We start from the raw sequence: 24,208 nt of genomic DNA on the forward strand, positions 1-24,208 counted from the left end.
ATTTAGAATTTTTGAGTTGCCATAATGATGAAATGGTGCTATCTTATAATAGTTCGCTAATTGAACTATTCATCTATCAAACTAATTCGGCATAGGAGTATGACAATGGATTATAAAGAGACAAAACATCTTGTTGAAGCATATACGAGTGCAATGAATCTTGTATTCCGACGTGTTACAAGTGTTATGAATGAGAAGGTTCATAAAGAGCTTACAACAGACCAATTTGGAACATTACGATACTTGTATCAAAATGAGTCCTGCACAAGTTCGGATATTGCCAATGAGTTTGCGATTGGCAAAAGTGCCGTAACTGCACAAATTAATCGTCTAGTAGATCGCGGATTTATCGAAAGAGTTCGAGATGAATCCGATCGACGGGTTGTTTTTTTACACTTAACAGAGGAAGGAAAACAACTAGTAGAAAAAGGGAACGAAAAGCTTTATGAGGTTCTTGGGGACGTACTTTCCCATTTCGAGAAAGAAGAAGTTACAAATATTATTGAAAAGCTCGAGAAATTAGCAGACATATTAGAACATAAGGAATAGGTGGTTGTGATGCGAAAAATCATTCAATATCGTTGGCTTGTTTTTGTGCTTTGGATTGCGGCAGCTGTTTCTTTACTAGTTTTTGCGCCAAACTTACAAGAACTAGTAAGGGAAAAGGGAGAAATTACAGTTCCTGAGGGGTATCCGTCCACCATTGCGGCGGAACTAGAATCCCAAATGTCGGATGAGGGTGGAGAGAGTACGACAAGTGCTGTTCTCGTATTCCACAATGAAGATGGTTTATCAGAAGAGGAAAAGGCAGAGGTTGAAGCTGCTATCCAACTATTAAAGGATCAGGAAGCACAGCTTGGCATATCGAATATTTTAGCTTTCACAGATGATGCTAGAATTGAAGAGCAGGTTGTTGCCGAAGATGGCACAACAATTATAGTGCCATTTAGTGTTTCCTTAGAAAATCAAACGATTGATGAAGCGCGAGATACAATTAAGGAAAGCGTGGAATCGATTAACGTCGAGCATTATTTAACTGGTGAGGCTTTTATTTCACAGGATATTATCATCAATTCTGAAGAAGGTTTGAAGAAAACGGAAGTCATCACCGTTGTCTTTATTATGATTATCTTGTTTATCGTATTTAAATCAGCGGTTGCACCTTTTATCCCATTATTAACAGTGGGAATTAGCTACCTTGCCGCTCAAGGTGTTGTATCTATTTTAGCGGATACTGTTGGTTTTCCATTATCGACGTTTACGCAAATCTTTATGGTAGCAGTTATGTTTGGGATTGGAACGGACTATTGTATTTTATTAATTAGTAGATTTAAAGAGGAACTGGCAAACTGTGAGTCTACAAAAGATGCCGTCGTTGCAACGTATAAATCTGCAGGGAAAACAATCGCTTTTGCTGGTATTGCTGTATTGATTGGTTTTTCAACGATTGGGTTATCCACTTTCTCTTTATACCAATCTGCTGTTGCCGTAGCGGTAGGGGTTGCGGTAGTATTAATTGCTTTACCAACACTAGTACCATTTTTCCTAGTTGTATTAGGGAAGAAGATGTTCTGGCCATTTGATAAAAACATCGATCATAAAGAAAGTAAGATTTGGAAGGCAGCAGGTACGTTCTCTTGGAAACGACCAATCATTGCATTGCTCATTGTTGCTGTGATTACACTTCCATCCGTTCTTTTTTATGATGGATTTACGTCGTACAATTCCTTAGAGGAAATTGGCGATGATTATGAGACAGTGGCAGGATTTAATATTGTTTCCGAACGATTTGGTCCTGGTGAAACAATGCCTGCGACGGTGTTAATGAAAATAGATGAAAAGATTGATACTGCGAAGGAATTTCAAGATATTGAGATTATCTCCCAGCGCTTAGCTGATGGAGACGGGGTGAAAGCAGTACGAAGTGCAACGCGCCCAACTGGTGACTTAATTGAGGACTTTACGGTAACGAATCAAACGGGCTTACTTAGTGATGGAATTGGTCAAAGCACGGATGGAATTGACCAAATTCAATCCGGGCTAGAAGAAGCGGCACAGCAAATTTCCGATAGTCAACCACAGTTGAAGGAAGCGGAAGAAGGAGTGAATCAGCTTCTAACTGGAACAGAAGAAGCGAATAATGGTGTAGGCGAAATGCAAACCGCACTTCAGCAAATCCAAGAAGGTATCGCTTCAGGTTCAACAGGTGCTAAGGAATTAAGAGAAAATCTAATCTTGGTTCGCGATGGCGTTCAAGAGCTGATTAACTTTAATAATGAGCTTGTTACTAGCTTAAGTGAAATAGAGCAAGGCTTAAAGCCGATCGTGGAAGGGTATAACGGATATTATGAAACTTTAACTGTTGCTTTGGATAGTTTAAAGGCAGTGCTTGAAAATAATCCGCAGCTAGGCGCTGATCAGGACTTTATGAGAGCTTTAGGTTCCATTGACGCTGTTGTAAATGGCACAGAAATGGAAGGACAAAAGGTTCCGAGCATGGCGGAGGTTAATGGTCATCTAACTACGATTCAACAAGGCTTAACCGCTGCTATGGAGGAAATTGCAACGCAAACACAAGACAAGAATCCACAAGATTTAATTGATGGGTTGAATGGTTTGATTGCTGGGATTGAGGAGCTAGAATCTGGATTAGGTCAGGCGGCAAATGGGCAACAGCAAGTCATCAATAATGTACCTTCTTTACAAGATGGCCTAACGCAAATGTATGGTGGCCAAGAAGAGCTGAAAAATGCTTTTGTTACGATGCAAGAGCAAATGGGAGAGCTTTCTTCTGGTCTAACGGAAGGTGCAGATGGCCTGGAGCAGGTTTCCTCTGGTTTGTCTGAGGTACAAAGCTATTTAGAGGAGTTTTCAAGTGAAGACGAGACCTCTTCTCCAATGGTTAACATTCCAGAAGAAGCATTAGAAAATGAAGAATTTATGGAAGGTATTCAACCATATTTATCTGAAGATGGTACGATTGTGAAATTTGAAGTCGTATTAGAATACAACCCATATTCAACAGAAGCGAAGGATGCAATTGGCGATATTGCAGAAATTGCAGACGGTGCGAAGAAGAATACTATTTTTGCAGATAGCGAGACAGCTATTGGTGGAGTAAGTAGTATGAATAATGACTTGCAAAATATTTCGGATGAGGATTATTCACGTACAGTTGTTTTAATGCTAATCGGTATTTTCATTATGCTTGTGATCTTACTTCGATCCCTTGTTATGCCAATTTACTTAATTGGTTCCCTAATCCTAACGTACTTTACATCGATGGGAATTGCGGAATTCATTTTCGTAAATATGGTAGGATATGAGGGCTTAACATGGGCCGTTCCATTCTTTGCCTTCGTGATGTTAATGGCTCTTGGAATTGACTACAGCATTTTCTTAATGGATCGTTTCAAAGAATATGGTGAGCTAAGCATTCAAGAAGCGTTAATCACAGCGATGAAAAATATGGGAACGGTAATATTATCTGCAGCGATTATTTTAGGTGGAACGTTCGCAGCAATGTTACCATCTGGTGTATTATCTATTTTACAAATCGCAACCGTTGTATTAGCCGGCTTATTCCTATATGCATTTGTGATTATTCCATTATTCATACCAATTATGGTGAAGCTATTTGGCAATGCCAATTGGTGGCCGTTTAACCGTAATTAAGGGAAATCCCTCTAGAGTAATTTCTAGAGGGATTTTTATATAGGTTAACTCGTTATGATCATTAATAGAGAACTTCCTGCCCAAAGGATATAGGCAATTTGCGTTGTGAAGTACATCGCTTTTTCAAACGGAGAAAGCTTTCGTTCCCGTTTGATTCTTCTAAGCTGGAAAAAATAAATAAAGGAGCATAATACGAGTAATAAAACGGATATATCATAAAGAATGGTTAGTATGGTAATAAGTATTCATCTCCTTACGCTAGTTATATATTGATGTAATTTATGGGGGTGGAAAGGGTTTTGGTTTTACTTAGAAGAATACATATATGGAAATGAGGTTTTCTCGGAAACAAAGGAGCGTATCAAACATGAATATTCGACCATACGAAGAAAAGGACTTCCCATTTATTCATCAGCTTAATGAAGCAGAGGGCTGGAGCAATCTAGTAAAACATAAAGAAATCACGGAAAAGGCCTGGAGAGATTCGAATGTTACCTTTGTAGTAGAAGAAGCGGGTGAGATTGTCGGTTATGTGAGAGGGATTACGGACGGACATGTCACATTATATGTATGTGAATTGCTAATAAGGAAATCCCATCGTGGAAAAGGTATTGGGACTACGTTACTTAAGGAAATTCATCATTTATACCCGACAACAAGAATGGAGCTTTTAGCATCAACGACTTCCAAATCCTTTTACGAAAAAGAAAAATTTCGGCCGTTTTATGCGTTCCGAAAAACAATCGAGGAATGGGAATAAAAAGGGACACCTCCACTCCGTGTAATTGGAGCGGATATGTCCCTTTATTGTTTCATTTTCGGGTCCATCGCATCTCGAAGCCCATCGCCCATTAAATTAAAGCCGAGCACAGTTAACATAATCGCAAGTCCTGGGAAAATCATCGTCCATGGTGCTTGCACGAAGTATGCCCTTGAATCATCAAGCATTTTTCCCCAATCTAAATCAGGGGATTGAGCTCCAAGTCCGAGGAAGCTTAAGGCCGCGACTTCAATAATTGCAGTGGCAATAGCTAATGTACCTTGCACAATTACGGGGGAGATGCTATTCGGTATAATATGATGAGTTAAGATGCGAAAATTACTCATTCCAATAGCGCGTGCTGCGGTAATATATTCTTCTTCCTTAACGCTTAACACCTTGGAACGAATTAGCCTCCCAAATAACGGCACATTCACAATCGCGATGGCAATTAAAGCATTCTGTAAGTCAGGCCCTAGAATGGCAACGATTGCGATTGCGAGTAGAATGCTAGGGAAGGCAAGCATGATATCAAAAATACGAGAAATAATGGTATCAATCCAGCGCCCGTAGAATCCGGCGACAACTCCTAATAAACTTCCCACTATAATAGAGCCAATAACGGCCGTAAAGCCAACCATAAGGGAGATTCGCGCTCCCATAATGACACGGGATAATATATCTCGTCCGAAGTCATCGGTTCCGAACCAATGTGTGGAAGAAGGAGCTTCAAATCGATCTAACAATATTTGTTCATTCGGTTCATAAGGCATCAGCAATGGAGCGAATATTGCAATGAAGATAAAAAAGATGACGATGAATGTACCGACTAGGGCAATTTTATTCTTTTTAAAGCTTCTCCATGCATCGCGCCATGGGGAAGAAACCTTTTCCTTTTTCATTGGCTGATTTACCTTTGCCTGTGCAGGTTGTGACAATAATATCTCCTCCTTCCTTATTTGTATTTGATTCGTGGGTCTACTGCGGCGTATAACAAGTCCACGATTAAGTTAATGAAGACAAAGATGGTTGCGATGATGAGAATTCCAGACTGAATAACTGGGTAGTCACGGGCTTCAATGGCATCGTAAATGTAGCGACCGATTCCTGGCCATCCGAAAATTGTTTCGGTAAGAATAGCACCACCTAGTAAAAGGCCGGTTTGTAGTCCGATGACGGTTAGAACTGGAATTACCGCATTGCGTAGGGAGTGCTTGTACACGACCCAAAAGCTACTTAATCCTTTGGCGCGAGCCGTACGTATGTAATCTGCCTTCATCACCTCGAGCATACTAGCGCGGGTCATTCGAGCAATGATTGCCATTGGAATGGTTGCAAGAGCGACCCCTGGTAAGATGAGATGGCTTACCACTTCTTTAAATGCTTTAAAGTCCCCTTGTAGCAACGTATCAATTAAATAAAAGTTGGTTACCGTATCAATGGTGGTGGATGGGTCTGTTCGGCCTGTGGATGGAAGCCAGCCTAATTTTACCGAGAAGATATATTGTTCCATTAAACCGAGCCAGAAAATAGGAATCGAAACGCCGATTAACGCAATAACCATCGCAATATAATCGAACCAAGAGTTATGAAACCATGCACTAATAATCCCTGCATTCACCCCAACAAAAATAGCAATAAGCATTGCGACAAAGGTAAGCTCCATGGTTGCAGCTAAGTAACCCCATATTTCCTCACTTATCGGTGTTTTCGTTTTTAAAGAAGTGCCTAAATCTCCTGTAAACAGGTCTCCCATATAGGTGAAATATTGAAGAAGCAAGGGCTGGTCTAATCCTAGTTGCTTTTCCACCTCTAGAATGGCATCTGCGGTTGCCCTTTGTCCCAAAATGACCTGTGCAGGATTCCCAGGAATTAAATGAATGATTGAAAATACGAGTACACTAACACCAAACAAAACAGGGATAAGCAGTAATATGCGTCTTATCGTATAGGCGCCCATGTATTGTTCACCTCCCTAAAAAAAGTGGTGATGAGTAAGAAAGGGGAGTGTCACACTCCCCTTGATTCTTCCATCTATTATCACAAATCTAAGTTACTCCGAAATGGATGTATTGGTTACTGCCTCGGAACCGGTTGGGTGAGGAACATAACCACTTACAGATTTCTTCGCAGCTACAACAGGAGTGGAGTGTACTAATGGAACCCATGGAGCATCCTTATGAATGATTTCCTGTGCTTGTTTGTAAAGCTCATTCCGTTGTTCTTGATCTGTAATGGTTTGGGCTTCAATTAAAATGTCGTGTAATTCATCATTTGCGTAGTGTGTATTGTTGTTACTTCCGATGCTGTCTTTATCTAGTAAGGTGTAGATAAAGTTGTCGGCATCCCCATTATCCCCAGTCCAACCAAGTAAGAAGGCATCAAATTCCCCAGCTGTCGCTTGTTCAATATAAGATGCCCAGTCTGTTGTTTGGAGATTGGCAGTGACACCAACTTGGGCAAAGCTTTGTTGGATGACTTCGGCAATTTTTTCTCCCTCTGGAATATATGGACGTGGTACAGGCATATACCAAAGGTCAATTTCAAAGCCATCTGGGTATCCAGCTTCTGCAAGCAATTCCTTTGCTAACTCCGGATCATACGCATAATCTTCAATTTCATCATTATAGCCTTCCACAGATGGAGGCATTACGGTTTTCGCGGGCTCTGCGTAACCTGCGTAAAACGCTTCGATTAAATCCTTTTTCGGTACCGCATGGCTTAAGGCAACACGAACTGCTGGATCCGATAGTGGGTTGTCGCGGTTAACGGTAAAGCCAAGGTATCCTACGTTCATCGATGGACGCTCAATAATTTGTAGATTTGGATCGTCTTCTACACGCTGTATATCAGATGGGTTTAATCCATCAATAAGGTCCACTTCCCCAGTCATTAGGGCGTTTAAGCGGGCAGAGTTATCAGGAATAACAGTGTAGATGACTTCATCAAGCTTAGGTAAGCCTTCCTTCCAGTAATCTGGATTCTTCTCTAATACGATACGCTCTTCACGGCGCCATTCAACAAATTTAAATGGACCAGTACCTACTGGATTTTGATTGAATTCTTCAGCACCCATTTCCTCAAGCGCTGTAGGAGATGCAATACCAAATGGACTCATGGCCAAGTTTTTCAAGAATGGGGCTTGTGGACGCTTTAATGTGAACACAACGGTATGCTCATCTGTCGCTTCGACGCTTTCAATAATGTGGCCTTCATCCCCTTTATAGCCACCAAACATCGTGTAGTAAGGGAACTGCTCGGCATCTCCATTCATCCAACGCTCAAAGTTATAAACAACTGCTTCGGCATTGAAATCTGTGCCATCGTGGAACTTAACCCCTTCTTCGAGTGTGAATGTGTAGGTTAATCCATCATCAGACACATCCCATTCCTTAGCTAAGTTAGGTTGAATCGTTGTATCCTGTTCCCCGTACGTTAGCAAGGATTCAAAAATATTCTCTGTTACGCGAAAGGTTTCCCCTTCTGTTGTTGTGATTGGGTCGAGTGCAGTAGAGTCTCCCCCTCTCGCATAAATTAGTGTTCCACCAGTACTTTCGGCAGGCTCCTCTGATTCGGTCGGCTCCTCTGTCTCTTCTTTCGTTTCACCAGGCTCTTCCGTTTCTTCGCTTTGTTCAGGCTCCTCTTCATCGTTACTACAGCCTATTAATACTAGAGATAGCATAAAGGTAAGCAGTAGTAATAGAAGCCAAGGTTTCCTTTTCATTCTGGCATTCCCCCTATTATTGGTGTTCAATATGTCAATGCTGCATATCCTCTTCATATAGATGACATGCAACATAGTGACCAGGCTCCATTTCCTTAAACTCAGGTCGGACCTTCTTGCAAATTTCCATGCATGCTTTACATCTCGTATGGAACACACAGCCCTTTGGCGGATTAGATGGACTTGGGATTTCTCCACCTAACACATCTTCACTTTGACTTTTCACTTCTGGATCTGGAATTGGAACGGCTGATAGTAAGGCTTCGGTATATGGATGCAGTGGTTTCTCGTACAATTTCTCCGCATCGGTTAATTCTACTAGCGTCCCTAAATACATCACTCCGACACGATCACTGATTTGGCGGACCACACTCAAGTCATGAGCAATAAATAAATAGGTCAATTTAAATTCCTCTTGTAAGTCTTTTAATAGATTCAAAACCTGTGATTGAATCGAGACATCTAATGCGGAAACAGGCTCATCGGCTATAATAAGCTTTGGTTGTGTCATTAAGGCTCGTGCAATACCAATTCGCTGACGTTGTCCACCACTAAATTGGTGAGGATAACGCTTTAAATGGTAGGAATCGAGACCGACCACCTCGATCATTTTTCGAACCATTTTTTTTCGTTCTTCCTTCGTTCCTTTCTTATGTACAATTAGCGGCTCTTCTAAAATTTTTTCTACCGTATGACGTGGATTTAGAGAAGCAAAGGGATCTTGGAAAATAAGCTGCATATCCTCTCGAAGTGCTTTTACCTCTTTGGTTGATAGTTTCGTTACTTCTTTTTCTTCAAATGTGATCGAGCCATCTGTCGCCTCGAGTAAGCGTAAAAGCAGTCGTCCTGTAGTCGATTTTCCTGATCCACTTTCTCCGACTAAACCTAGCGTTTCTCCTTTTCTAATAGTAAAAGATATGTTATCCACGGCTTTGATATCACCTATTTTTCGGTCTAAAACGCCACCGGTTATTGGAAAGTATTTTTTTAGATTTTTCACTTCCACTAATGTGCTCATGGCTTCACCTCCTCTGGGGCGTGTAAAAAGCAGCGGACCTCATGTTCATCACTAGAACAAGGATATAGTGCAGGGTCTTCTTGAAAGCAACGCTCAAAAGCCATTTCACATCTTGGTGCGAATCGACAGCCCTCTGTAATCGAACCGGGCTTTGGAACGTTTCCTGGTATAGAGTATAGCTTTTCGCTTTTTTTTCGAAGATCGGGGATGGAGGCAAGGAGTCCTTTTGTATATGGATGTTTCGGATCTTTGTAAAGGGTGTGGATGTCTGCTGTTTCCACAATCTTGCCAGAGTACATAACCACTACTCGATCACACACCTCTGCAACAACACCAAGGTCATGGGTAATCATAATAATAGCGGTATTCAATTTTTGATTAAGCTCTTTCATTAACTGCAAAATCTGTTTTTGAATGGTAACATCTAATGCTGTAGTGGGCTCATCTGCAATTAAAACACTAGGCTCACAAATCATTGCCATTGCGATCATGACCCGCTGTCGCATGCCACCCGATAATTGGTGGGGATAGTCGTCCATTAATTCCTCAGCTCGAGGTAAACCGACAAGCTTTAGCATTTCAACTGACTTGTCCCACGCTGCTTTTTTGGAGACGTTTTGATGTGTTCGAATCGCTTCTATTAGTTGGTTACCAATTGAGAATAGAGGGTTTAACGAAGTCATTGGCTCCTGGAAAATCATCGCGATGTCGTTTCCGCGTATAGCGCGCATCTTCTTTTCTGGTAGGTTCACGATATTGTTTCCTTGGTATAAAATGTCGCCATCGACAATTTTACCTGGAGGACTTGGAATGAGTCCCATAATGGATAAGGATGTAACACTCTTCCCGCATCCGGATTCTCCAACAATACCGAGCATTTCTCCCTCGTGGACATATAAACTAACATCATCTACAGCAGGCACTTCACCATCGTCAGTAAAAAACGATGTTCGTAGCCCTTTTATTTCTAAAATTGGTTCTCTATCCATTACATCCCACCTTTCGCTAATGAGGGTTTGTTTTATTAAGTCATCTTATGAAAAGGCGGGAGGTAATATGCTAGATTTTGGATAAGGGTTTCATAGGGGACTGGTTTGTGGGGGAGGTGAGGATAACATGCACAAGAAAAAAAGCATACCAATCGAGATACGATTTGATATGCCTTCTTTACACTATTTTCATAGGTTATTTTTCTTTATTTTTTAATATGACAATCGATAATAACAGCATGATAATAATGAGGACAAAGGTTGTTCCAATGGTGCCCCACATTTCAGACGGGATTGTTCCGCTTTGTAAATAGTCGTTCACATAGGAAGAGATATGGCCAGGACTCCAAGTTAAGATATGACCATAAATACTAGTTATAATATCAATCCCAATAGCGAGAAGGAACGACAGGAATAGGACCATACCAGGCTTCTTAAACCACGTATTGACAAACACAATGATCGCCGTGAAAAACAAGGAATATACTGAATAAAGAAGGAAGGTCGTTAGGAATGCATCAAAACCTAAATCTCCAAACAGTAGATTTACATAATACCAACCAGCTAAAAGACCGATAAAAGTAGAGGTGACCACAAGTAATACAAAGCCTGCCCATTTTGCTGTAACATAATTGGTGTATTTCACTGGCTTTGATAACACAAGCTCGTAAACACCACTCTTCATTTCACCAGCGATTAACCGCATGCCAATGAGAGCAATTACGAGTAGGCCAAGAGAATCAATTTCGGATACACTATAAAAAAAGGCTTCAGCTGGAATGGGCATCGGAATGTCTACAACAGCGCCTTCCGGAAGTCCACCAACAGATTCTAAAATTTTAGGCAAATAATACGTCGTAATTGGATCCATAATTCCGAAGATAAAAAATACAATCGGTACCCAAATCCATTTAATGTTTCGGGCATTTTCTAGCATTTCTTTTTTGAAAATAACAGACCATTGCATCACGCGCTCACCACCTTCATAAATAAATCTTCTAGCGTCGTTTTTGCGATTTCAAACTTCGTAATCGGCCAACGGTGCTCGTGAATGAGATTGAAAATTTGTTCTCGAGCTGCTTCCACATCCGTGGTGAGTAATTCAATTTTATATGTATAGGCGGTCATTTTTGTAACAACGGAAAGTGCTTGGAGTATTTCTTCCGCATTTTCGGGTTTGGACGTGAATTCTAACACCATTTTTCCAGAATCATTTAAGTTACTTAATTCCGCGATAGAGCCTTGTTGAACTAGTTTGCCATTGTTCAAAAGTAAAAGCTCGTCACTTACTTCCTCGGCATCGTTTAATATATGAGTGGAAAATAAAATCGTCGTGTCTTTTTTTATTTCATGCATTAAGTTTAAAACTTCTCGACGTCCGATTGGGTCTAATGCAGAAACAGGCTCATCCAGCATAATGAGCTTCGGTTTGTTGATCATCGCCTGTGCAATGCCAAGTCTTTGCTTCATCCCGCCAGAGTACTTGCCGATTCTTCGTTTCTTCGCATCCTTCAGCCCAACTCGCTCCATCAATTCCTCTGCTCGCGCTGTAGCTTCCTTTTTGCTTAAGTGTCCAAGCTGGCCCACATAAACCAAAAATTCCATTCCTGACATCCAGCTATGGAAAACAGGAAACTGAGGCAGGTAGCCAATATAGTTTCGGATATCGGTTGAAAGTGCTTGTTCATCAAAGGAAATGGTACCGTTTGTTGGCTTGCTAAATCCAGCAAGCATCCTTAGAGTAGTCGTTTTGCCGGCACCGTTTGGACCTAGCAAGGCAACACATTTTCCGGGTGTTAGCTGAAAATTTACATCGTCTACAACTGGAACGCCGTCATATTTTTTTGTTAAATTCTTTACTGTAAGTAGCGACATCTAATCTTGTCTCCTTCCAAATATAAAATAACTTATTGGTCCGAGAACAGTTAAGAAAATAATGATTAGTGCCCAGACCCATTTCGGTCCCTTTGTTTCATCAATACGAATTAAATCAATGAGTGCTACAACAATTAAAATGGCTTCAATAATGAGTAATGGTAAAATTAATCCCCAATTTAAATCCATGAAGCTCCCCCCCTATCAGTAAGTAATACGAATAGCTTCCAAAATATGTTTCAAAAAAATTGTATCATAAAGGAATGGCTTCCGAAGATTCGAAAGCCATATGCATTTTTACTGTTGTATCAATCCTGCAGCAATCTGTACTTGTTGCTGATGACCTGGGGTAATTTGTCCATCTTTATGTCTCGTACTGTTTTTAAAGTGAATATCGGTATGCCCGTTAAAATTGTTATCCTTTATATATTGAACGTCATGAGGCATAGAGGTCATAGAGCCTGCAATTTTATGACCATTGACTTCTACAATGACCGCACGTTCCTTCCAGTTAAAACCACCAAAAACATCTTTTATGATTGCTGTATCCTTCGCGGTAACAGGTTCAACATCGGCGTGGTTTGCTCCAATCGTTCTCTTTACATAAAAGCTCTTGCCTGTTTGGAAGTCCGTCACCTTTGCGGTAGAACCAATTGGAAACACATATTGGGCTTCTGTCCACCAATCTAAAAATTCCCCGTGTTTTTCACTAACCGTAGGCTGGACTGCAATATTGTGCACGGGGATTTGTAATGTTTGACCGATGGAAAGGGTAGCGTTTGCTGTTAAATTGTTTGCGCGTAATAGCTCTGCTTGTGGTATCCCATATTTTTCACTTAACTTCCATATGTTATCCCCAGATTGTACAGTATGTGTTTTATAAGTGATCGTGTTTTGACTCGCGTTCATAGTAGTGTCAAGCCTTAACGTTTGTCCTACATATAAGTTGTCACCAGTCAGCCCATTAATTTGCTTTAGCTCAACCACATTCATACCAAATTTGTTTGCAATTGCGTAAAGCGAATCTCCAGATTGAACGGTATAAAATGCTGGAGTCGATTTCACTGTTTCAGTAGTAGGACTGGTGTTTTGCGGAATCGACAGAACTTGACCAATCATAATCGTATCAGAGGTTAGACCATTTGCTTCCTTAATCGCATCAACTGATATTTTAAATAAGGAGGCAATGCCGATTAGCGTGTCTCCGCCTTTGACCGTGTAGTTATCCATCTCGTCATCAACAATTGGTGTAGATGTTTCGGTAGGAGTAGGTGTTGTTATCGTTGTTTCAGCAGGAATGATAAGCTGTTGTCCGATAGTGATTGTATTCGATGATAATGTATTCGCTTGTTTAATATGGTTTACCGAAACGTTAAATTTGTTTGCTATGCCATATAATGTATCTCCTGCTTTTACAGTATAGGATTCGCTAGTTGTTCTTGTATGTTCGACAGGTGCTTCTTCAATGGCTGTTGGAACTTGATTAGTTGGAATCTGTAACGTCGATCCAATTGTAATTGTATTCGTTGTTAACTGATTGGCGCTTTTAATTGTATCGACAGATAGGTCATATTTTTTTGCTAAGCTATAAAGGGTGTCACCTGCTTTTACAGTATAGGTGGTACTTGGAATGATAAGGCGTTGACCTTGCTTAATGGTATTATTTGTTAGGTTGTTGGCGGCTTTTACATCGTTAACTCCGATATTGAATTTTTTCGCTATGGAATACAACGTATCACCTGGAGCAACATTGTACGTAATCTGATGTTGTTCTATCGTATCCGTTACTTGCGCATGCGACACGAGTGCATCTTGTGCTAACGGAATGGTTGCAATCATCATGGAGCCAAGGACAACTTTTACTGCATTCACCTTGAGATTCGGTACTTTTTCTCGAATATATTGGTAAACGCCTTGTTTCAAGTCTGTCTCAGTTTGGTCGTTGAGGGATTTTTCACCGAATGATTGAGCAAATTCGGTAAGTTGTTCATCTAAATATAAAATTAACGTATAACCATTGTCATTTTGCTCGATTCGATGGTGTTGAAACATTTACATTCTCCTCTAACTTTTTGATTGATACACTTATTGTTTCCATCAAAAGAGTTAGGTAAGAGTATAAATAATTGGTAGAAATGTTAAGGAAGGTTTTGTTAATTATTTTAAGGGGAAGTGTGGAATAAAGGAGTAAGAGGTATAAGTGGAGCATAGCGGGTTCGAACCGCTGACCTTTTGGCTGCCAGCCAAACGCTCTCCCAGCTGAGCTAATGCCCCATAATCCTATAGTTTAATTATAAAACTTGTCTATTTCCTGTCAATAAAAAAATGCGGCTGATATCCAGCCGCAATCGAATGATTGTCAATGGGGACTATATGGTTAAAGGGGAGGAATCTATTACCGATTGATCGGATAATAAATTACATTGACAATCACTTATCTACATTATTGTCCACAAACGTATTCCTTTATACATTGAATTTAATCGCTTTATGCACATAATCCACAAATTATGCACATGAAATTGTGCACAACTCCATTGCTTACTAAGTAAAAAGTCATAGGACTTATCTACATTGTTCACAACCCTGTGGATAAGTCCTATGTGTATAAATAACTTTTCTGACTATATTCCTTTTGATTTCTGGTATACACGGTCTGCCTGTTTAAATTCACTTTGGTATAGCACTTGTTGCGTTTTAGAAAGGTTTAATCGTTTTGTATCATAGGACTTTTGCTTCTTCATACAAATTCTCCTTTCTGCAGGTTCAGCATTTTTCTTAACTTACCCTAGAACAGAAGGAATATACTTCGACACAATTCGGGGAGTGACAGGCACTCAAAAACCACCTGCACCACTCCCACCCGATTCGACAAATTTCGGGAAGTGACAGGCACCCAAAACCCAAAAACCCCATCCCGATACTTTAGGCTTCTTTTTCTTCCAGTTCTTCTTTGCGGTAGTAATGGAACGTGAATTGGTCTTTTGGAATCGCGTAAAGGTCATATACATCTCCGTCTTTATTTATCCACGATAACACCTCTGGATATAATTCGTTTGCTAGTACGGAATATGTTAATTTATCTGCTGCTTTCTTTGAACGTCCATTCGTTTTACGAATCTTCATAAATACAACCTCGATGTTTTGCTCAAAAAAGAGTTCATATAAAAAGGCTTCCTTTGCAAGATTATTGTAACCTTTTCCGAAATAAGGTTTGCCAATCCATGTTGCAAGAAAACCTGTGTTGTTGTGAATATCATATAGATTGATGGTGCCAATAGGCTGGTGCCATTCATCTAAAATCGTACGTGATATTAGTTCTCCACGGTCTTCTGCTTCTATTAAATTTTTCGTCACAAAGTAATAAGCATCACTTGTTTCGGCTTTATGTCTTACATATGGAAACACATTAGGATCAATGAGAAGTTCAAAAAGTGCGCCCGATTCAGATAGTTCCCGTTTTTTAAGCATAAAAATACCCTCCTTAAGAGAGGGTGGGTTGACGAAAGAAGGTTGTGGTGCTTGGTGCTCGTCTTCCACCCTCGAATTTTTATCAAAAGCTCACAAAAATTCGGGGTGGGAATCGAACCCACTAGAACCAGTACAACTACTACTGGTGGCGCACCATTTGCCTTCCCTTCTTTATAATTAGCTATTTTATATTACACAATTTTTTTGTAAAAATCTACAGTTTTTTTGCGACAATTTTCTCCAGAATTGTGAACTTTTTATGGACGAGATAAAGAGGTCTCAACCCCTTACGTCATCAAGGGTTGATTGTGATATAATTTAGACTAAGGAGGGGCTAGTTTTATGGCAAAGATAACCCGAATTTCGGCGCAAAAAAAGAAAGGGCGTTACAACATTTTTTTAGATGGGGACTACGCTTTTGGTGTAGATGAAGATATATTAGTGAAGTTTGCCCTTCGTAAAGGAATGGAATTAGATGAAGCTGCTATTAAGGCGCTTCAGGAAAAGGATATAACGAATAAGTTTTACGTAATGAGTATTAATTTATTAAGCTATCGGATGCGTTCGGAAAAAGAGATAGCGGATTATTTAAAGAAAAAAGAAGCGGAGCCAGAGCAAATTAACGAGGTGATTGTGCGGTTAAAACGGGAAGGGTATGTCAATAATCAGGATTTTGCTTACGGGTTTGTACAATCGCGAATGATCTCCTCCAGTAAGGGACCGTTGTTAATCAAAAAAGAGCTGCTGGAGAAAGGCGTGTCACAAGAGCAAATTGAAAATGCCTTAACCCTATTTTCACACGAGGAGCAAGTGCAAAAGATACATAAATTTATTGAAAAAAAGCTTGGGGCTAGCAGTAAAAAATCCTTTCAACAACAGCTCATCAATCTTCAAACGACGTTGATGCAAAAGGGGTATGCACCAGAGCTTATAAAAGGGGTCCTTGCTGAAACGAAGGATGAATACCGTGATGAAGACGCAGAAAAAGAAGCGGTAGTGCACCAAGGATTAAAGCTACTTGCGAAATATAATAAAAAAGCAGAAGGATACGAATTGAAACAAAAAATAAAAGCAGCTCTTTATCGGAAAGGCTTCCAAGGGGACTGGATTGATTCCTTTATAGAAGAATATGTAAAAGAAGAAAACTAGCGCAAGATGTTCGCGCTAGTTTTTGCGTTCTATGACAATCTCCATCCGCCCATCGTCCTGTAAAAAGATTGTATTCGCCACTTCAGCCGGAGACATAAGGGTACTGGTATTGGACACATGGTTGCTTTGATTCCAGAACGGTGTATTCATACCACCCATGTACACTCCGGTTACACGAATGGGTATGACCTCCAGTTCTTTTTGAAGACTTTTCGTAAACCCAGCGACTGCAAATTTTGAAGCACAATAGATCGATTCGTTTTCTTTTCCGCGAAGACCTGCCGTGGAGATGATATTTAGAATGCGACCTTTGGATTCCTTTAAGAGTGGGACTATTACTTGAGTAAGCAGGATTGTCCCTTTTACGTTCAAGCGTAACATGTCATCAATCTGTTGCTCTGTGTAATGCTCTAATGGACCAAAATGGCCAATGCCCGCATTGTTGATTAATACATCTACTTTATGTATATGGTTGGAAAGCTCTTTAATAGAAGTGGAATTGGTAAGGTCACATACGATAAAGTGTGCTTTTCCACCATCGTTTTCTATCTCTTTTTGTACTTGTTGCAATTGAGATTCGTTTCGACCTATGAGAATCAGATTGTTTCCTTCCTTTGCATACCGCAACGCCAACGCTTTTCCTAAACCACTGCTAGCTCCTGAAATTAAGATGTTTTCCACAAAAAAGTTCCCCTTTCTCTTTTATATTGTGTAGGTAGACTGTTAAAATGTAAATATAGATGAAATGTTGGACAACAAAGGAGAATTTCCATGAATAAAAGATATAGCGCTTATACACAGGAAGAATTGGAAATAGAAATTCGTCAACTAACAGAAAAGGCTCGAAAAGCAGAGCAGATGGGAATGATCAATGAGTATGCCGTTTACGAACGTAAAATTACGATGGCGAAAGCATATATGCTCGACCCAAAGGCATATGAAAAAGGAGATATTTATGAATTGCATGGAGACCCAGGATCTTACTTTTTAATTGAATATAAAAAAGGGGTTTTTGCATGGGGATTTCGGGTAAATAAAGAAGGAGAGAAAACCTCCATCAATGCGGAATTAGAGGCACTTCCATTATCGATGCTGGAGAACTTCATCGAAAACGTTAAATAAAAGGGGACTTTCTATGCCAATTATCATCGAAAAAGCAAAAGCAGACGAATTTGAACCAATCAATGCAATAATGGAAGAGGGACAGCTGGAGCATGCTGAAGCGGTACCCCATATTTTTCGAAAGGTGTCTCCGGTTATGCCGAGAGTGTTTTTTGAGGAAGTATTACATGACGAAAAATTGGAAATATTGGTTGCGAAAGACAATGAGGAAATAGTCGGGTTTGCTTTGTTGCGTGTGAATCAATCCCCAGGTTATCCATCTATTCAAAATCGGGTCTACACGTATATTGATGATATTGGGATTGCCAAAAAGGTGCAAGGAAAAGGGATTGGCCGAAAGTTGTTTGAAGCTTGTAAAAAGTGGGCACAGGAGCGTCAATCAGAGCAACTGGAATTAACGGTTTGGGAATTCAATCAGAAGGCCATTTCTTTTTATGAATCATTAGGAATGGAAACGATCAATCGGAAAATGTCCTTATCTTTAAAATAGGAACCCTTGCATTCGCAAGGGTTCCTTTACTATGACTTGAGTGTACTGCTATTTCATGCCACGCCCATGAAGAGTATCTAAAATAATATCCTTCTGGGTTAGCTTTGTTTCGCCATTTACTTGGTGAGCAGTTCGTTTAAAGCTTGCTCGTGGCGACTGAAATGGAGAATTTGGTACGGAGTTCACTGAGAAATTGCGATTGCGACCTTTTGCCATTTAGTTCACCTCATTTTCGTTTTGTCTGGAAGATTGGGCCATCCTCTCCTGTGGATGGGTGTTAATCGTTCCATTCGCACGAATTGGTGAATATTTTGCTTTAGCATGTGGCTTTTCTTCATAACCACGGATTGGGAAGTCTTTTGCCTTATTACGGACCATAATAATCAAAACCCCCATTTGTTCAGGCCTTTGCACCTTAGTGCAGTTTTATTTTTTGTAATTATGTCGATTGTATGTGTTAGAATAAGGAGCGAATTAATGGAAGGAATAGAGGTGAATTCTTTTGGAACCGATTTTTACTGAATTAACAAAAGAATTATTAAATAAAAACAGCGAACTAAAGGAAGAGGAAGCACGTACATGGATCGAATTGCTTTGGGAAGATTTTGAAACCACCCGTGCAAAAGCAGGAAGAGAATACCTTGGCAGCGAAAGAACTGAATCGATCGTACGCCAATGGATTAACAACTACGGACCAAGACTACACGAAGTTGCATTGGACCAGGAAAAATGGAAAAGCCGAATTAACCGTGGACCGATAAACTAAAGCAAAGCACCACCCGGAGCGAGAACCGGAACCGGAATCGGAACCAGTGCCTGGCTTTTGTCGAAAAATCGAAGATTATTCGACAAGTGCCAGGCACCCCAACCAAACTCCCAGCACTCAAAAACTTAACTCACCCTGGAATCGGCTTCAGCTTCTTCTTCAACTTCTCCTTCGAATAAATCCAACCCGTATAAGAATTAATGATGTTCAAATCTAAATCAAGCTTTACGACTGCGATAAATGGATAGTGCTCTTTAGAACGGTATCGTAAATCGATAAAGCGGACTTCTGTGTGATCATCCAATTCTTCAAGTTCCCACCGGTAGACTGGTGAGAAGGAAAGGAAGGCTTTAATGTTTTCATCCTCCATCGCTTTGTGCATGGCTGGGTGATCGGGTAAGGCTTTTCGTACAAATTGATCATGATAAATAATTTTGCCATTTTTCGATTCTGCCACATAAAAGTAATCTCGAGTCGTAACCGCAATACGCCAAACGTTATGCTTGATGGTAGGTGATGTAACGATTTGCTCGATATAATCTAAATCTTTATGGATTGCTTTGATAATGACCTGTTTATCGTGGTACCGTTTCATGTAGTAAATTCCCATAATGATAAAGACGATTGGAAAGATTATGCCAGGTTTTACGCCAAACAACCAAAAAAGGATACCAGCAATTAAAAATGTAAAGATATACGGGTCAAACGTATTGATAAATCCTAATGCAATCCATTTGCGATTGATTGGTCGTGCTGCTTGCGTCCCATAGGCATTGAAGATATCCATAAAAACATGTAGCATGACTGCGAAAAGGGTCCAACCAAATAAGTGCAAATAACTCACTTGGGGAACAAATAAATGGATGATGGAAGATATTGCTGCTCCCCATACGAAAATAGCAGGGATAGAATGGGTAATACCACGATGATTTCGAATGTAAACGGCATTGTTTTTCATTTTCGTTACGGTATCAAAATCAGGAGCATGAGAACCGATAATGGTGCCGACTAAAACAGCGTGAAATAAAGTTGGGTCTTGTTGGACTGCAGGGTCTAGTGTTGCAACTCCACCAAGTGCAACCCCCATCGTAATATGTGTTAATGTATCCAAAATGGGTCCTCCTTAGCGAGAAAATAATGTACAATAGTTACTGTCATCATTTGAGAGGATGAAACAAAAATGACCAAAACCTATACAGATAAATTTCCTATAGATGCATTTCAGCAAAATTTAATAGAATGGTTTCAACGAGAACAACGGGATCTTCCGTGGCGTAAAGAGAAAAACGCATATAAAACTTGGGTTTCGGAAATCATGCTTCAGCAAACGAAAGTAGATACCGTCATACCATATTTTTACGACTTTATGGACAAATTCCCGACCTTAGAAGCACTTGCAAATGCAAGTGAACAGGAAGTATTAAAAACATGGGAAGGTTTAGGGTATTATTCCCGTGCACGTAATCTTCAAACCGCCGTACGAGAAGTTGTTGAAGATTACAATGGACAAGTTCCAAATACAGCGGAGGAATTAGGCAAATTAAAAGGAATTGGACCATATACAAAAGGAGCCATATTAAGCATTGCCTTTGATATTCCAGAACCAGCTGTTGATGGAAACGTCATGCGTGTATTCTCACGTATTTTAAAAATAGAAGAAGATATCGCGAAACCGAGTACCCGAAAAATCTTTGAAGCAGCTGTCAGAGAGCTGATTTCTGAAGAAGACCCCTCCTCCTTTAACCAAGGATTGATGGAGCTTGGTGCACTCATTTGTAAGCCGAAAAATCCCGATTGCCTCTTATGCCCAGTGCAACAATATTGCAAAGCATTTGACGAAGGTATTGAAAACCTATTACCTATTAAAACAAAAGGTAAAAACAAACGGACCGAGCCATATGCAGTTCTATTAATAAGAGATGAAAAAGGCAGAGTTTTAGTGCAACAAAGACCGGAAAAAGGGCTTCTAGCTAATCTATGGGAGTTTCCGATGGCACCACTAACAGATCTTGATTTACAGTCCATACCAAATTGGTTTTATGGTGAATATGGAATCGAAGTAGAGATTCATGAAAAAGAAAAAGATGTACGTCATGTTTTTTCCCATATTATTTGGGAATTAAACGCATATAATGCTACTGTTTTATCAGGCGATCTCGACCACGCTCGTGCAAGGTTTTGCACCAAAGAAGAGCTAGATATGCTTCCGTTTCCTGTTTCGCATCAAAAACTACTGTCGACATTGTAATGTATAATTAAGCCACTTGTCTTTATTACAAGGGTGCTCTTTCTTTACATGATGTTTACCTTTATTATTGCTTTTCGTGTGGCTATTTATTCGGATATGCCTTATTTTGGTATTCCAGATTAGGGGATAACAAACGAATTAATGGACAAATTAAGTCATGCGGAGGTGATATTGAGATGGCTAAAAAGAACAAAACTTCATCTGGCACAAACATTAACCACGTAAAACAACAAAACGCACAAGCTGCACAAGGCCAAGGTCAGTTTGGAACTGAATTCGCATCTGAAACTGACGCTCAACAAGTAAGAAAACAAAACCAAAAGTCTCAACAAAACAAAAAATAAAGCAACGCTTTAAGTGAGACGAGAAAAGCACTCCAATGGTGGAGTGCTTTTTATATGTGTTCTCCTAGTATTTTCTACCTAACGTCTTGCTCGTATTATTTCCATTTCCTATTCATAATCGTTATAATAAAAGGAAAAAGTATGTAGGATTGGTTGATTAGAAAGGGAGATCCTATGATAATTCCCGAGCCAGGACAAAAAATCGAAATTCAAAGCTATAAACATAACGGTCAACTTCATCGGGTCTGGGAGAGAACGACGGTACTGAAGGCAACACGAAACATATTAATTGGTGGTAATGATCGGACTCTAGTTACCGAAAGTGATGGACGAACATGGATTACACGCGAACCGGCCATTTGTTATTTTCATGCCAAGTATTGGTTTAATGTAATTGGTATGATTCGAACGACAGGGCTACATTATTATTGTAATATTGGCTCCCCTTTTGTGTTTGATGAAGAAGCATTAAAATATATCGACTATGATTTGGACATTAAGGTGTTTCCAGATATGACCTTTACGCTTTTGGATGAGGACGAATATGCGGTACATAAAGAGGAAATGAATTATCCGAATGTGGTCGATAGTATTTTGCACAACCACGTGGAAATTTTAAAGCAATGGATTCGCCAACGAAAAGGGCCATTTGCGCCGGAGTTTGTAGATCAATGGTATGAACGCTATTTAACATACCGCACCTAATGAAAAGGAGGCCTGTTTGAGAACAGGCTTTTCTTTATCAGGTAAGAACGAAAGTACAAAGAAAGACTAGAGCCTTTGTGGTCTGTTTTTCTAATGAGGTGAAATTTTGGGTAGCATCAGGCGATACTTACAGTTTGTAAAACCATATAAGTGGAAAATTATTATTACGATTTTAATTGGAATCGTTAAATTTACGATTCCGCTATTGATTCCTTTATTATTAAAATATGTTATTGACGACATCATTGGTGGCGATTTAACACAGGCTGAACAGATTGAGCAATTGTTGTGGATTATGGGGATTGCTTTTGTTGTATTCCTTATTTTACGTCCGCCAATTGAATACTTCCGTCAATACTTAGCCCAATGGACCGGAAGTAAAATATTATATGATATACGTGACCGATTGTTTGATCATATCCAGAGGCTGTCGTTGCGGTTTTATGCACAGACAAAAACAGGTGAAGTAATTTCTCGGGTTATTCATGACGTCGAGCAGACGAAAACCTTCGTAATTACGGGCTTAATGAACATTTGGCTTGATATGTTTACCATTGTTATTGCAGTCATCATCATGCTTACAATGGATGTGAAATTAACGTTAGTAGCAATCATTTTATTTCCTATCTACGGTTTTGCCATTCGTTACTTTTATTCAAGACTACGTAAGCTGACACGAGACCGCTCACAAGCATTAGCAGAAGTACAAGGCCATTTGCATGAGCGGGTTCAAGGAATGCCAGTTGTACGAAGCTTTGCATTAGAGGACTATGAGCAAAATCAATTTGATAAGCGGAACAATAATTATTTAAATCGAGCACTAGATCATACGGCATGGAACGCAAAGGCCTATACGGTTACAAATACAATCACAGATTTAGCTCCTTTACTCGTCATTGTGTTTGCAGGTTATCACGTGATTACCGGCAGTTTATCGGTTGGGACAATGGTTGCCTTTACTGGATACATGGACCGAGTATATGCACCGTTACGACGACTCATCAACTCTGGGACTGTTCTAACGCAATCTATTGCATCGATGGATCGTGTCTTTGAATTTTTAGATGAACAATATGATATTGTCGACCGTCCAGATGCGAAAGAGCTTGAGACGGTCAAAGGAAATGTGGAATTAAAAAATGTCTCCTTCCATTATGATGAAGAAGAAGCGGATGTGTTAAAAAACGTCTCCCTTCAAGTGAAGCAGGGAGAGACAATTGCTTTCGTTGGGATGAGCGGGGGAGGAAAATCGACGCTTATTAGTTTGATTCCTCGTTTTTACGATGTAACCGATGGCAGCATCTTAATCGATGGTGAGGACATCCGGAATTTCAAAGTACGAACATTGCGGGATAAAATCGGTATGGTGCTCCAGGATAATATACTATTCAGTGATTCGGTAGCAACGAATATTCGAATGGGCAACCCAAATGCAACCGATGAAGAGGTAATTGCTGCAGCTAAAGCGGCAAATGCACATGATTTCATTATGAACCTGCCAAATGGATATGATACCCTTGTTGGCGAACGGGGTGTGAAGCTATCTGGAGGACAAAAACAACGTGTTGCCATCGCTCGCGTATTTTTGAAAAACCCACCAATTTTGATATTAGACGAAGCAACCTCTGCACTAGATTTGGAAAGTGAGCATTTAATTCAAGAAGCATTGGAAAAATTGGCTGCTGACAGAACGACCTTTATCGTTGCTCATCGTTTAGCAACAATTACTCATGCAGATCGAATCGTTTTAATTGAAAATGGGGAGATCAAAGAAGTTGGATCACATCATGAATTAATGGAGCAAAAGGGAAGCTATTATAACTTATTTCAAGTACAACATTTGGATTCAAATGATATGTAAATGGGGTGAAG

Annotated in this window: 26 protein-coding genes and 1 tRNA gene; 11 read left to right on the forward strand and 16 right to left on the reverse strand. The window is 40.0% G+C overall.

Features of this window, described 5'->3' with window-relative positions:
- The first annotated feature begins 105 nt into the window (after window positions 1-105).
- The 3 genes from C1A05_RS14195 to C1A05_RS14210 all read left to right on the forward strand — a co-directional run bounded on the left by C1A05_RS14195 (window position 106) and on the right by C1A05_RS14210 (window position 4,435).
- On the forward strand, window positions 106-549 hold the full coding sequence (locus C1A05_RS14195) for a MarR family winged helix-turn-helix transcriptional regulator (protein ID WP_102028896.1): 444 nt from the start codon (window positions 106-108) through the stop codon (window positions 547-549).
- A gap of 9 nt (window positions 550-558) precedes the next feature.
- Complete coding sequence (locus tag C1A05_RS14200; RefSeq protein ID WP_102028897.1) at window positions 559-3,675, forward strand: MMPL family transporter; 3,117 nt, start codon at window positions 559-561, stop codon at window positions 3,673-3,675.
- 367 nt (window positions 3,676-4,042) lie between these two features.
- The gene (locus tag C1A05_RS14210; RefSeq protein WP_102028898.1) at window positions 4,043-4,435 is read left to right on the forward strand and encodes a GNAT family N-acetyltransferase; all 393 of its coding nucleotides are present in this window, start codon (window positions 4,043-4,045) and stop codon (window positions 4,433-4,435) included.
- A 44-nt stretch (window positions 4,436-4,479) separates the two neighbouring features.
- Here C1A05_RS14210 and C1A05_RS14215 read toward each other — a convergent pair whose 3' ends face one another.
- From C1A05_RS14215 to C1A05_RS14270, 12 genes are all read right to left on the reverse strand, one after another.
- Entirely contained in the window at window positions 4,480-5,337 is an 858-nt protein-coding gene (locus C1A05_RS14215; RefSeq protein WP_102028970.1) for an ABC transporter permease, read from the reverse strand.
- A gap of 53 nt (window positions 5,338-5,390) precedes the next feature.
- Window positions 5,391-6,395 carry an ABC transporter permease gene (locus C1A05_RS14220; protein WP_102028899.1) on the reverse strand — a complete coding sequence of 335 codons (1,005 nt, stop codon included), beginning with the start codon at window positions 6,393-6,395 and terminating at the stop codon, window positions 5,391-5,393.
- A gap of 93 nt (window positions 6,396-6,488) precedes the next feature.
- On the reverse strand, window positions 6,489-8,159 hold the full coding sequence (locus C1A05_RS14225) for an ABC transporter substrate-binding protein (RefSeq protein ID WP_102028900.1): 1,671 nt from the start codon (window positions 8,157-8,159) through the stop codon (window positions 6,489-6,491).
- Between the two features lie 34 nt (window positions 8,160-8,193).
- Window positions 8,194-9,177: an ABC transporter ATP-binding protein gene (locus C1A05_RS14230; protein ID WP_102028901.1), complete on the reverse strand. Its 984-nt coding sequence runs from the start codon at window positions 9,175-9,177 to the stop codon at window positions 8,194-8,196.
- Window positions 9,174-10,166 carry an ABC transporter ATP-binding protein gene (locus C1A05_RS14235; protein WP_102028902.1) on the reverse strand — a complete coding sequence of 331 codons (993 nt, stop codon included), beginning with the start codon at window positions 10,164-10,166 and terminating at the stop codon, window positions 9,174-9,176. The genes C1A05_RS14230 and C1A05_RS14235 overlap by 4 nt, the downstream gene beginning before the upstream one ends.
- A gap of 196 nt (window positions 10,167-10,362) precedes the next feature.
- Window positions 10,363-11,133: an ABC transporter permease gene (locus tag C1A05_RS14240; RefSeq protein WP_102028903.1), complete on the reverse strand. Its 771-nt coding sequence runs from the start codon at window positions 11,131-11,133 to the stop codon at window positions 10,363-10,365.
- Entirely contained in the window at window positions 11,133-12,041 is a 909-nt protein-coding gene (locus C1A05_RS14245; RefSeq protein WP_102028904.1) for an ABC transporter ATP-binding protein, read from the reverse strand. The genes C1A05_RS14240 and C1A05_RS14245 overlap by 1 nt, the downstream gene beginning before the upstream one ends.
- A complete protein-coding gene (locus C1A05_RS14250) occupies window positions 12,042-12,230 on the reverse strand; it encodes a PLD nuclease N-terminal domain-containing protein (RefSeq protein WP_102028905.1) in 189 nt (62 codons plus the stop codon). It lies immediately after the preceding gene.
- Between the two features lie 108 nt (window positions 12,231-12,338).
- Window positions 12,339-14,093 (reverse strand): muramidase family protein, encoded by a 1,755-nt coding sequence (locus C1A05_RS14255; protein ID WP_102028906.1) that lies wholly within the window; start codon window positions 14,091-14,093, stop codon window positions 12,339-12,341.
- Between the two features lie 149 nt (window positions 14,094-14,242).
- Window positions 14,243-14,315 (reverse strand) — tRNA-Ala (locus tag C1A05_RS14260).
- A gap of 350 nt (window positions 14,316-14,665) precedes the next feature.
- Window positions 14,666-14,785 carry a YfhE family protein gene (locus C1A05_RS14265; RefSeq protein WP_102028907.1) on the reverse strand — a complete coding sequence of 40 codons (120 nt, stop codon included), beginning with the start codon at window positions 14,783-14,785 and terminating at the stop codon, window positions 14,666-14,668.
- Between the two features lie 181 nt (window positions 14,786-14,966).
- The gene (locus tag C1A05_RS14270) at window positions 14,967-15,512 is read right to left on the reverse strand and encodes a GNAT family N-acetyltransferase (RefSeq protein ID WP_102028908.1); all 546 of its coding nucleotides are present in this window, start codon (window positions 15,510-15,512) and stop codon (window positions 14,967-14,969) included.
- Window positions 15,513-15,854: 342 nt separating this feature from the next.
- Here C1A05_RS14270 and recX point away from each other — a divergent pair, with 342 nt between their 5' ends.
- On the forward strand, window positions 15,855-16,661 hold the full coding sequence (gene recX, locus C1A05_RS14275; RefSeq protein WP_102028909.1) for a recombination regulator RecX: 807 nt from the start codon (window positions 15,855-15,857) through the stop codon (window positions 16,659-16,661).
- Between the two features lie 15 nt (window positions 16,662-16,676).
- Here the strand turns inward: recX and C1A05_RS14280 are convergent, their stop codons facing one another.
- Complete coding sequence (locus C1A05_RS14280) at window positions 16,677-17,342, reverse strand: SDR family NAD(P)-dependent oxidoreductase (protein WP_102028910.1); 666 nt, start codon at window positions 17,340-17,342, stop codon at window positions 16,677-16,679.
- A 90-nt stretch (window positions 17,343-17,432) separates the two neighbouring features.
- On the opposite strand from C1A05_RS14280, the gene C1A05_RS14285 reads away from it, so the two are divergent.
- Window positions 17,433-17,783 carry a YfhH family protein gene (locus C1A05_RS14285; protein ID WP_102028911.1) on the forward strand — a complete coding sequence of 117 codons (351 nt, stop codon included), beginning with the start codon at window positions 17,433-17,435 and terminating at the stop codon, window positions 17,781-17,783.
- A 13-nt stretch (window positions 17,784-17,796) separates the two neighbouring features.
- Window positions 17,797-18,273: a GNAT family N-acetyltransferase gene (locus C1A05_RS14290; RefSeq protein ID WP_102028912.1), complete on the forward strand. Its 477-nt coding sequence runs from the start codon at window positions 17,797-17,799 to the stop codon at window positions 18,271-18,273.
- A gap of 48 nt (window positions 18,274-18,321) precedes the next feature.
- Here C1A05_RS14290 and C1A05_RS14295 read toward each other — a convergent pair whose 3' ends face one another.
- Window positions 18,322-18,489, reverse strand: coding sequence for a YpzG family protein (locus C1A05_RS14295; protein WP_102028913.1), 168 nt, complete (start codon window positions 18,487-18,489; stop codon window positions 18,322-18,324).
- Window positions 18,490-18,651 (reverse strand): small acid-soluble spore protein K, encoded by a 162-nt coding sequence (gene sspK / locus C1A05_RS14300; protein ID WP_102028914.1) that lies wholly within the window; start codon window positions 18,649-18,651, stop codon window positions 18,490-18,492.
- Between the two features lie 124 nt (window positions 18,652-18,775).
- Here sspK and C1A05_RS14305 point away from each other — a divergent pair, with 124 nt between their 5' ends.
- Window positions 18,776-19,039: a YfhJ family protein gene (locus tag C1A05_RS14305; protein ID WP_102028915.1), complete on the forward strand. Its 264-nt coding sequence runs from the start codon at window positions 18,776-18,778 to the stop codon at window positions 19,037-19,039.
- 130 nt (window positions 19,040-19,169) lie between these two features.
- Here C1A05_RS14305 and C1A05_RS14310 read toward each other — a convergent pair whose 3' ends face one another.
- Window positions 19,170-20,150: a metal-dependent hydrolase gene (locus C1A05_RS14310; RefSeq protein WP_102028916.1), complete on the reverse strand. Its 981-nt coding sequence runs from the start codon at window positions 20,148-20,150 to the stop codon at window positions 19,170-19,172.
- Window positions 20,151-20,219: 69 nt separating this feature from the next.
- Here C1A05_RS14310 and mutY point away from each other — a divergent pair, with 69 nt between their 5' ends.
- The 4 genes from mutY to C1A05_RS14330 all read left to right on the forward strand — a co-directional run bounded on the left by mutY (window position 20,220) and on the right by C1A05_RS14330 (window position 24,197).
- Complete coding sequence (gene mutY / locus C1A05_RS14315; protein WP_102028917.1) at window positions 20,220-21,287, forward strand: A/G-specific adenine glycosylase; 1,068 nt, start codon at window positions 20,220-20,222, stop codon at window positions 21,285-21,287.
- Between the two features lie 176 nt (window positions 21,288-21,463).
- Complete coding sequence (locus C1A05_RS14320) at window positions 21,464-21,631, forward strand: gamma-type small acid-soluble spore protein (RefSeq protein WP_102028918.1); 168 nt, start codon at window positions 21,464-21,466, stop codon at window positions 21,629-21,631.
- A 174-nt stretch (window positions 21,632-21,805) separates the two neighbouring features.
- The gene (gene ntdP / locus C1A05_RS14325; protein WP_102028919.1) at window positions 21,806-22,336 is read left to right on the forward strand and encodes a nucleoside tri-diphosphate phosphatase; all 531 of its coding nucleotides are present in this window, start codon (window positions 21,806-21,808) and stop codon (window positions 22,334-22,336) included.
- 106 nt (window positions 22,337-22,442) lie between these two features.
- Window positions 22,443-24,197, forward strand: coding sequence for an ABC transporter ATP-binding protein (locus C1A05_RS14330; protein WP_102028920.1), 1,755 nt, complete (start codon window positions 22,443-22,445; stop codon window positions 24,195-24,197).
- The last annotated feature ends 11 nt before the right edge of the window (window positions 24,198-24,208 follow it).

The organism is Salirhabdus sp. Marseille-P4669 (assembly GCF_900240405.1).
Classification (GTDB): Bacteria; Bacillota; Bacilli; order Bacillales; family Alkalibacillaceae; genus OEQK01.